This window comes from Cronbergia sp. UHCC 0137 (assembly GCF_034932285.1).
GTDB lineage: Bacteria > Cyanobacteriota > Cyanobacteriia > Cyanobacteriales > Nostocaceae > Cronbergia.
On the sequence record NZ_JAYGHC010000016.1, the window covers coordinates 36,415 to 44,209 of the forward strand.

Below are 7,795 nucleotides of genomic sequence, written 5' to 3' on the forward strand. Positions count from 1 at the left end.
AGGGGAGGCAGGGGAGGCAGGGGAGGCAGGGGAGGCGGGGGAGGCAGGGGAGGCGGGGGAGGGAAAGGGAAAGTTAAAGGGCAACAGGGAGAGGAAAAATCGATCAATTTTGTTGGACTTTTCACCTCCCAAAGGATGCCCTCCAAAAGTATCCAACTAAATTAACGGTATGATGGAGATAATGAACCTAAAAAATTTTGCAGTTCAGATCAATCGCGCTGTATCATCAAGATTTAATTTTTGACCAAAGAAAGATTTGATTATTGTTCTTTTGGGTAAAATCTTCAAACGGTCTACTGTCTAAATTTACGAACTTAAAGCGCAACAGTAGAGTATTTTGTCAAATTAGTGAAGTTAACATGGCATTTTGGATTCTCCTGTTACTGGGGCTGGCTACTTATCTAATCGTGCGTCACAGTGTTGCTGACATCACCCAAACTCCCGTATGGTTGTTGTGGCTGGTATTGATGACACCAGCATTTATCTTGAGCGGTTGGACGCTGATTAATGGTGCTAAAATACCACCCCCACCAGGGCTGATCATTTGGCCATCTCTTGTTTCTTTGCTCTTATATTGGGTTTTATTTCAGAGGGGTCGTCAATTACCAGCAGATACCCACACCCCAACGACAGAATTACAATTACCTAACAGTCCTGCACCAGAACCAGAACCAGTGCGTCCCATTGAGTTAGCAGAAGAAACCAATCTCAGAAATTGTTTTCCTTGGTCTGTATACTACATCCAAAATATTGAGTATCGACCTCAAGCGGTAATTTGTCGTGGTCAGTTACGAACTACACCCAGTAATGCTTACCAAAGAATTAAAACTAATATTGAGGGACAATTTGGCGATCGCTTTCTGGTAATCTTTCAAGAAGGGATGAATGGTAAGCCCTTTTTTGTCCTTGTTCCCAATGCCCAAGCTGCTAAATCAAAAACTAATCAGGATCAAGAACAGTTAACTAAGCCAGGTTTAGCCCTATTATTATTTGCTGCTACTTTGGTGACTACTACTTTAGTCGGGGTAAAAATTGCTGGTATTGAGCCAACAAAGCTAAATTCTGATTTTAATCTAATCTTTAAAGGTTTACCCTATGCTTTAGGGTTAATGACTATTTTGGGTATTCATGAATTTGGTCACTATATTACAGCCAAGTTATATAAAATTCGTACAACTCTGCCTTATTTTATTCCTGTACCTTTTTTCTTGGGAACTTTTGGTGCATTCATTCAAATGCGAAGTCCCATTCCCCACCGCAAAGCTTTATTTGATGTGAGTATCGCTGGACCCATTGCGGGTTTTGTGGTGACTTTACCCCTAATTTTATGGGGTTTAAGCCATTCTGATGTAGTACCTTTAACGGCAAAAACAGGATTTTTAAATACCAATGCCCTCAACCCGTCTTATTCTATTTTAATTGCCTTACTCTCAAGGTTGGCTTTAGGAAGTGAATTAACAACAAACTCCGCTATTAATTTACATCCGGTAGCCGTAGCTGGGTTTTTGGGTTTGATTGTCACAGCCTTGAATTTGATGCCCGTGGGTCAATTAGATGGAGGTCACATTGTTCATGCTATGTTTGGACAACGGACAGCTATTGTAATTGGTCAAGTTGCTCGTTTGTTGTTACTATTGCTTTCTTTAATTCAAGAGGAATTTTTGCTCTGGGCAATTATTTTATTATTTATTCCCTTGATTGATGAACCAGCGATGAATGATGTCACGGAATTAGACAATGGACGTGATCTTTTGGGATTACTGGCAATGGGATTATTATTGATAATCATACTACCACTCCCGCAAGCGATCGCTCGTTTATTTTAGGCAACAGGGAATCCAGCATTTTCAACCCTTTAAACATCTGGTGAAAATCAAATATGTGTTTCTTAGAACCTTTTTAGAGACGTTCCATGGAACGTCTCTACAACCTTTTCAGGAGAGTTTTAATTCTGACTCCTGACTCCTGACTCCTGACTCCTGACTCCTGACTCCTGACTCCTGACTCCTGACTCCTGACTCCTGACTCCTGACTCCTGACTCCTGACTCCTGCTATATCTATCAACTTACAAATCAGGGAGTTGCTTTTTCAGGTTTTGCAACGAAGCCCAACGACTATCAATAGTCTCCTCAACTATACCAGCAACAGCATTGATAATACCTGGGCAATTGCGATCGCACAACTGCCTGTGAGGAATCGCTAAACACATCTGCTCATATAACCAGTCACCAGGATGAAAATCACCATCAGGTGATAAAGTTTCCACTAAATCTTCTATCACCACTTCCCTTTCTAAAGGTAAGTCTTCAGCTTGATTAGCATTTCTATCTAACCAGATAATTTCCTGAGTATTAACAGCTAAACGCTGATTATATTGTTGCAAACAACGGTTACAGGTACAAGTAATAATTGTTTCGGCCTGACCAGATACATCTAAATAAGTGCCTTGATGCTGCACACGAACAACTCCACGCACAGGGGTCAAAGTTTCCAGATCAGGCAAAAACTCATTCACTTGAATTTCTTCTGTCCGCTCTGGGGCTTGGATTAGCTGCGGAATAAAGATTGCGTCCATTATGATTTGTGAGATATCCTCACCAACAACGTCAAACAATTTTAGATTTTGGATTCACCCCAGAGAAACATCTGGGGGGTTCCTACCATTAACGTTGATACTCATCAACTTCTGATACTTCAGACGCAGGACGGACAACCAAATGACGATGGGGTTCTTTACCACGACTGAAGGTTTCTAAGTCAGCAAACTCCTTAAAAAAGTTGTGAATTTGTCGCCGTTCGCCAGAACTCAGAGACTTAATTTCTACTTCTCTACCAGAATAACGCACCTCTTGGGCTGCTGCTTCTGCTAAATTGCGAACTTCTGTCTGTCGTCTGACACGGTAGCCATTTAACTCAACCGTATAGGAAATCTGTTCTTCTTCTGGTTGAGTCAAATTGAGAACCGAATTTGCTAAATACTGCATGGCATCCAGCACAGCACCATTAGTCCCAATCAAAGTTCTTACTTCTTCTGGGCTTAAATTTACTGAGTCAATCGTCAACCAATAATTTTCTCCTGCTGGTGAATCTTGATGGAAAAACGGGGCAGGTTCTAAATTGCCCCTAACTTCAGTAGATATACCAACCAGTTCCACCAGGGTTTTTAACCACTGTTCACCATGCTGCATAGAAATGTTGCTCATAATCACCCTGTAGCCTTTTTCTTAGAACTTTTTGGTTCAAATGGCAACGTTTTTTGTTCTGCGGTTGCGGTTTCCTTTTCCTTTTCCTTTTCCTGGATTTCTACCAGCTTTTGCAATGCTTCTGGTAAAGGTTCGCGGGAAAGAATATAGGTTTGCAGGGTTTGAAAAACGTTACCAATCACCATATACATCAACACCCCGGCTGGCAGGGGGAAGAACAAAAACATACCCGAAAAGATGACGGGAGTGATTTTATTAACTGTATCTTGTTGTGGATTGCCACCACTAGAATTTTGCCCAGAAAGTAGTTGACTAACGTAGAGACTGATGCCAAAGAAAACAATCATCCCCACGATGTCCCAATGTATTTTGCCATCGGGGTCAACTGCACCCACCCTACCTAAAGCATCAATAAAGAGAAAGCCTTTATCTGCTGCCAGTCCGGGAATTGAGCCTTGTATGGTCACGTCTCCTGGCTGTAAGGCTTCTATATTGCCTTGGTTATCAATTTTAACCCGCTCTTCGCCCTTGGTGATTTTCCATTCAGGAGTTAACTTAGTTTCTGGATGTTCTGCTAAGAGCAAATCAAAGGGTTTACCTTCGATTGTTTGATATTGGATCTTAGTTTTTTCTCCCACAGCCAACTTATTACCTGATGGCAAGATGGCGGTAATTTTGGTATGTTCTCCATCAGCAATGTAGATATTTTGTGGGGGAGTAGCAAAGGCTTGGGGCTGAATTTGTTCGATTTGTTCGCTAGGGAAGACTTGTAGATTCACCGAGTAGTTAACACCTGAAAAAGGTGAACCCCGCAAGGTTGCAAACAGCGCTAATAATACTGGCATTTGCAAGAGCAGAGGTAAACATCCGGCTAAGGGGTTGCCAAATTCCTTTTGGACATTAACCATTTCCTCCTGCTGTTTTTGAGGATCATCCTTATAGCGTTCTTTAATTTCTTGCATCCGCTTTTGCATCAGAGGCTGGACAACCCGCATTCGCCGCATATTGCGAATAGAGCCAGCACTCAGGGGGTAGAGCGCAAAGCGGATTATCAATGTCAAGGCAACGATCGCCAAACCATAGCTAGGAAAAAAACCATAGAAGAAGTCTATGATCGGCAGCATGACGTTGTTTGAGAGAAACCCGATACCAAAATCCATTATTGTGAATTTAACCTGAGCTACTGTTAACTGAACTGAATCTAATTTATCTAAATCATGATTTATGTGCGACTAGACATGGCTACGGATAGCCGCACATTTATATTATTTTGACCAAAATTTGGCCAACTACTTCTTAGCGGTGCTAAATTCGGGGTTTTTGGCAATGATTCTTTCGTTAATGTAATCATAGACTTCTAGAAATTTGGGAACTGCCCGCATTTCAATGCGATTACCGTTTTTCATCGTCACCACCATGTCTCCCCAAATGCCGATACCACGGGGAACTTTGACGATTTTCGCCACTTCTGAATAAATCACGTCGGTGCGATCGCGTCCTAGCCAACCTCCCATCACCGCAATTCGGCGATCGGTAATTCGATAACGCAGCCACAAAGCTCTGACAATTGCGCCAATAGCCAAGGGTATGCCCACCACCGTTAACCCAATCATCAAATTAAGAATCAAATCCCCTATATGGGGTCCGCCTTCATAATAAACTTCTTCACGAATTCCCATCGAATACCTCAGTCTGTGCCAACAACTGCTTTAATTCTTGCAGAAATTGTTGGCTTACGCACTCCGATTCTACTGCGTTTGTCTTCACAACCAACACTATCCGCCATCCTGGGGCTAAGTTGGGTAATAACTGATGCAACGCTGCCCCAATTTGCCGCTTGAGTCGGTTACGCACTACTGCGCGTTTACTCACTTTTGTACTAATTGAAATGCCAATTTTTGTACTAGCCAGATTTGTGATTGGCAGGGCAGCATCCAAAGAAGGTTCTTTTAAGCGTGCAGGTTTTAAGGCTCTCAAGGTGAAATGAGAACTATTTCGCCGAATCCCTTCCCGGAAAACTGCCTGGAAATCATGGCGCGATTTGAGTCGATTTGCTTTAGGCAAAGCCACAGATACTTTTTCGCCCAATTTGTACTAAACGCTCAAACGGTGACGGCCTCTTTTTCTTCTAGCTCTAATCACGTTTCTACCTGTTGGTGTCTGCATTCTAGCCCGAAAGCCAGAGGTTCTTTTTCTCTTGCGGCAGGTGCCTCCCAGGGTTCTCTGCATACTGTTCTCCTTTTAGACTATTTTCATAAAAACTCACAATCTGCTATTTTATCACTTTACGGGCGATAAAGATAAATCAGGGATAAAGTTTTGGCAAGTTAATCAAGAAATGCTCAAAATCCAAGTTCCTAGATAACGGAGTAGTGGGACATCACCAGGAGAGAGGACTTGGCAGTGAAAATAATACATTCCGCCGTTTGGTGGGTTTTGGACATTAGACAAAACTAACTCTACCTTGCTACCTGCTGGTACTGGTTCTTGGGGAAATATTTGGATAATCTTTCCTTCTTTATCCCATTTCACCTCAGAGAGGGCAACTTTTTTCCCTTTAATTCTGACTTCAATATCTTGAGGATCAAAAATTCCTTTGTAATAATTGGGGTAAGTAATAGCAAATTGGGCAACTGCCAATTTCATTTTTTTAGCGGGAATTTCCAGACGGTAGCGTTCTGTAGAGTTAGTTTGACCACCGAAGTCAAACCGGAAAGGTAGTTGATCTTCGCCTCTTACACCACTGAACAAGGTAAAACCCTGTCCCTGGGCCCAAGTGATAGAGGGAAGACCAGTTAGTAAAAAACCAGTCACAGCGAAGGCAGAAAGTAAACGTCGCATAATTAAGCTCCTATAGAAATCAGTAAATGAGTGTTAGTATTGGTTACTAAACTTTACTACTGTATTTTTGATCATGGACGTTAAATACATAAAAAAGTGCCAAAGGGAACATAGGACGGGAAAAATGGTGAACTAGAAAGTTTAATTTTATCCTGACTTCTGAATCTGGCTGCATCACGTCGGTAACAGTTAACTAATATTGCAATATTTTCAAAAAAGCTGACTAAAATTTCTCAATCCCTAAAATAATCTGAAGACTGAGATGGAAAATCGGATGATCAACATAGTATGTGCAATAAGTAACCCTGTTTGCAACTATGTGAAATTTTTCAATTTGTTAACCGTAAAATGCAGCAATAAATATTTTGAATAGAGCCGGGGGTTATCCGGTTCTTAAAGCCAAGAGTCTCCTAAGCAGTAGCCGGATTGTCTTGGAAGCCCCCACTACAATCGGTATACTGATTTAGTAGTGGGAGATGTCGCGTATTCATCTCTAGGAGAATTCATGAGAGTAGCAGTTGCTAAAGAAATTGAAGTTTGTGAACGTCGTGTGGCGTTAATTCCAGACACCGTAGGCCGATTGGTCAAACAAGGTTTAGAAGTTTGGGTAGAGGCTGGGGCTGGGGAAAAGGCATTTTTTAGTGATGCTGACTATGAAGCAGCAGGAGCTAAAATTACCAGTGATACGGCTAAATTGTGGGGTGAGGCTGACGTTTTGCTGAAAGTTAGTCCTCCCCAAGTCAGGGAAGATGGACGCTCTGAAGTAGATTTAATTAAGAGTGGGGCGGTTTTAATTAGCTTTCTCAATCCCTTGGGCAATCCTGTAATCGCGCAGCAATTGGCAAATCGCCAAATTACAGCTTTGAGCATGGAATTGATTCCCCGTACCACCAGGGCGCAAAGTATGGATGCTTTGTCTTCCCAAGCGTCTTTGGCGGGTTATAAAGCCGTGTTGATTGCGGCGGCGGCCTTACCGAAGTATTTCCCGATGTTGACGACGGCGGCAGGTACGATCGCTCCCGCTAAAGTATTTATTATGGGGGCTGGTGTGGCAGGATTGCAAGCGATCGCTACCGCCCGTAGACTAGGAGCAGTAGTAGAAGCCTTTGATATTCGTCCAGCGGTGAAGGAAGAAGTACAAAGTTTAGGGGCGAAATTCGTTGAAGTCAAGCTAGAAGAAGAAACCGTGGCCGCTGGTGGTTACGCCAAAGAAATTTCGGAAGATAGTAAAAAACGTACCCAGGAATTAGTAGCTGAACACGTCAAAAATTCCGATGTGGTAATTACAACCGCCCAAGTACCAGGCAGAAAAGCTCCCCAACTGGTGACGGAGGAAATGGTGGCACAAATGAAACCGGGTTCAGTCATAGTAGATTTGGCTGCGGAACAAGGTGGAAACTGTGCTTGTACGGAAGCTGGTAAAGATATTATTTGGAACGGTGTCACCATCATTGGACCGATTAATTTACCCTCATCAATGCCAATACACGCCAGTCAACTGTATGCCAAGAATGTCACTTCGTTAATGCAACTGTTGATTAAAGACAAGGCTTTGGCAATCAATTTCAGTGACGACATTGTGGACGCTGCTTGTGTTACCCATGGTGGAGAAATTCGTAATCAACGGGTCAAGGATGCCTTGCAAGCGGTAGCAGTTTAAGTTCCAAGGTCGGAGTTTCGAGTTCTGGGGTCGGAGTTTCGAGTTCTGAGGTCGAAGTTTCCAGTTCTGAGGTCGAAGTTTCCAGTTCTG

General features: G+C 42.7%; 9 protein-coding genes. 2 read left to right on the forward strand and 7 right to left on the reverse strand.

Annotated features, from left to right (window positions below; translation table 11 throughout):
- Positions 1 to 359: 359 nt before the first annotated feature.
- Positions 360 to 1,826 carry a site-2 protease family protein gene (locus VB711_RS10015; protein WP_323285765.1) on the forward strand — a complete coding sequence of 489 codons (1,467 nt, stop codon included), beginning with the start codon at positions 360 to 362 and terminating at the stop codon, positions 1,824 to 1,826.
- 240 nt (positions 1,827 to 2,066) lie between these two features.
- Here VB711_RS10015 and VB711_RS10020 read toward each other — a convergent pair whose 3' ends face one another.
- The 7 genes from VB711_RS10020 to VB711_RS10050 all read right to left on the reverse strand — a co-directional run bounded on the left by VB711_RS10020 (position 2,067) and on the right by VB711_RS10050 (position 6,045).
- Positions 2,067 to 2,576, reverse strand: coding sequence for a YceD family protein (locus VB711_RS10020; RefSeq protein WP_323285766.1), 510 nt, complete (start codon positions 2,574 to 2,576; stop codon positions 2,067 to 2,069).
- An 88-nt stretch (positions 2,577 to 2,664) separates the two neighbouring features.
- Complete coding sequence (locus VB711_RS10025) at positions 2,665 to 3,204, reverse strand: protein jag (protein ID WP_323285768.1); 540 nt, start codon at positions 3,202 to 3,204, stop codon at positions 2,665 to 2,667.
- Positions 3,205 to 3,206: 2 nt separating this feature from the next.
- Entirely contained in the window at positions 3,207 to 4,364 is a 1,158-nt protein-coding gene (gene yidC, locus VB711_RS10030; protein WP_323285769.1) for a membrane protein insertase YidC, read from the reverse strand.
- A 129-nt stretch (positions 4,365 to 4,493) separates the two neighbouring features.
- Positions 4,494 to 4,883 (reverse strand): PH domain-containing protein, encoded by a 390-nt coding sequence (locus VB711_RS10035; RefSeq protein WP_323285770.1) that lies wholly within the window; start codon positions 4,881 to 4,883, stop codon positions 4,494 to 4,496.
- Positions 4,870 to 5,274: a ribonuclease P protein component gene (gene rnpA / locus VB711_RS10040; RefSeq protein WP_323285772.1), complete on the reverse strand. Its 405-nt coding sequence runs from the start codon at positions 5,272 to 5,274 to the stop codon at positions 4,870 to 4,872. Before rnpA ends, VB711_RS10035 begins: the two co-directional genes overlap by 14 nt.
- 24 nt (positions 5,275 to 5,298) lie before the next feature.
- A complete protein-coding gene (gene rpmH, locus VB711_RS10045) occupies positions 5,299 to 5,433 on the reverse strand; it encodes a 50S ribosomal protein L34 (RefSeq protein ID WP_006195534.1) in 135 nt (44 codons plus the stop codon).
- Positions 5,434 to 5,535: 102 nt separating this feature from the next.
- Positions 5,536 to 6,045 (reverse strand): DUF2808 domain-containing protein, encoded by a 510-nt coding sequence (locus tag VB711_RS10050; RefSeq protein ID WP_323285773.1) that lies wholly within the window; start codon positions 6,043 to 6,045, stop codon positions 5,536 to 5,538.
- A gap of 505 nt (positions 6,046 to 6,550) precedes the next feature.
- Here VB711_RS10050 and VB711_RS10055 point away from each other — a divergent pair.
- Positions 6,551 to 7,705, forward strand: coding sequence for a Re/Si-specific NAD(P)(+) transhydrogenase subunit alpha (locus VB711_RS10055; RefSeq protein ID WP_323285774.1), 1,155 nt, complete (start codon positions 6,551 to 6,553; stop codon positions 7,703 to 7,705).
- Positions 7,706 to 7,795 lie beyond the last annotated feature (90 nt).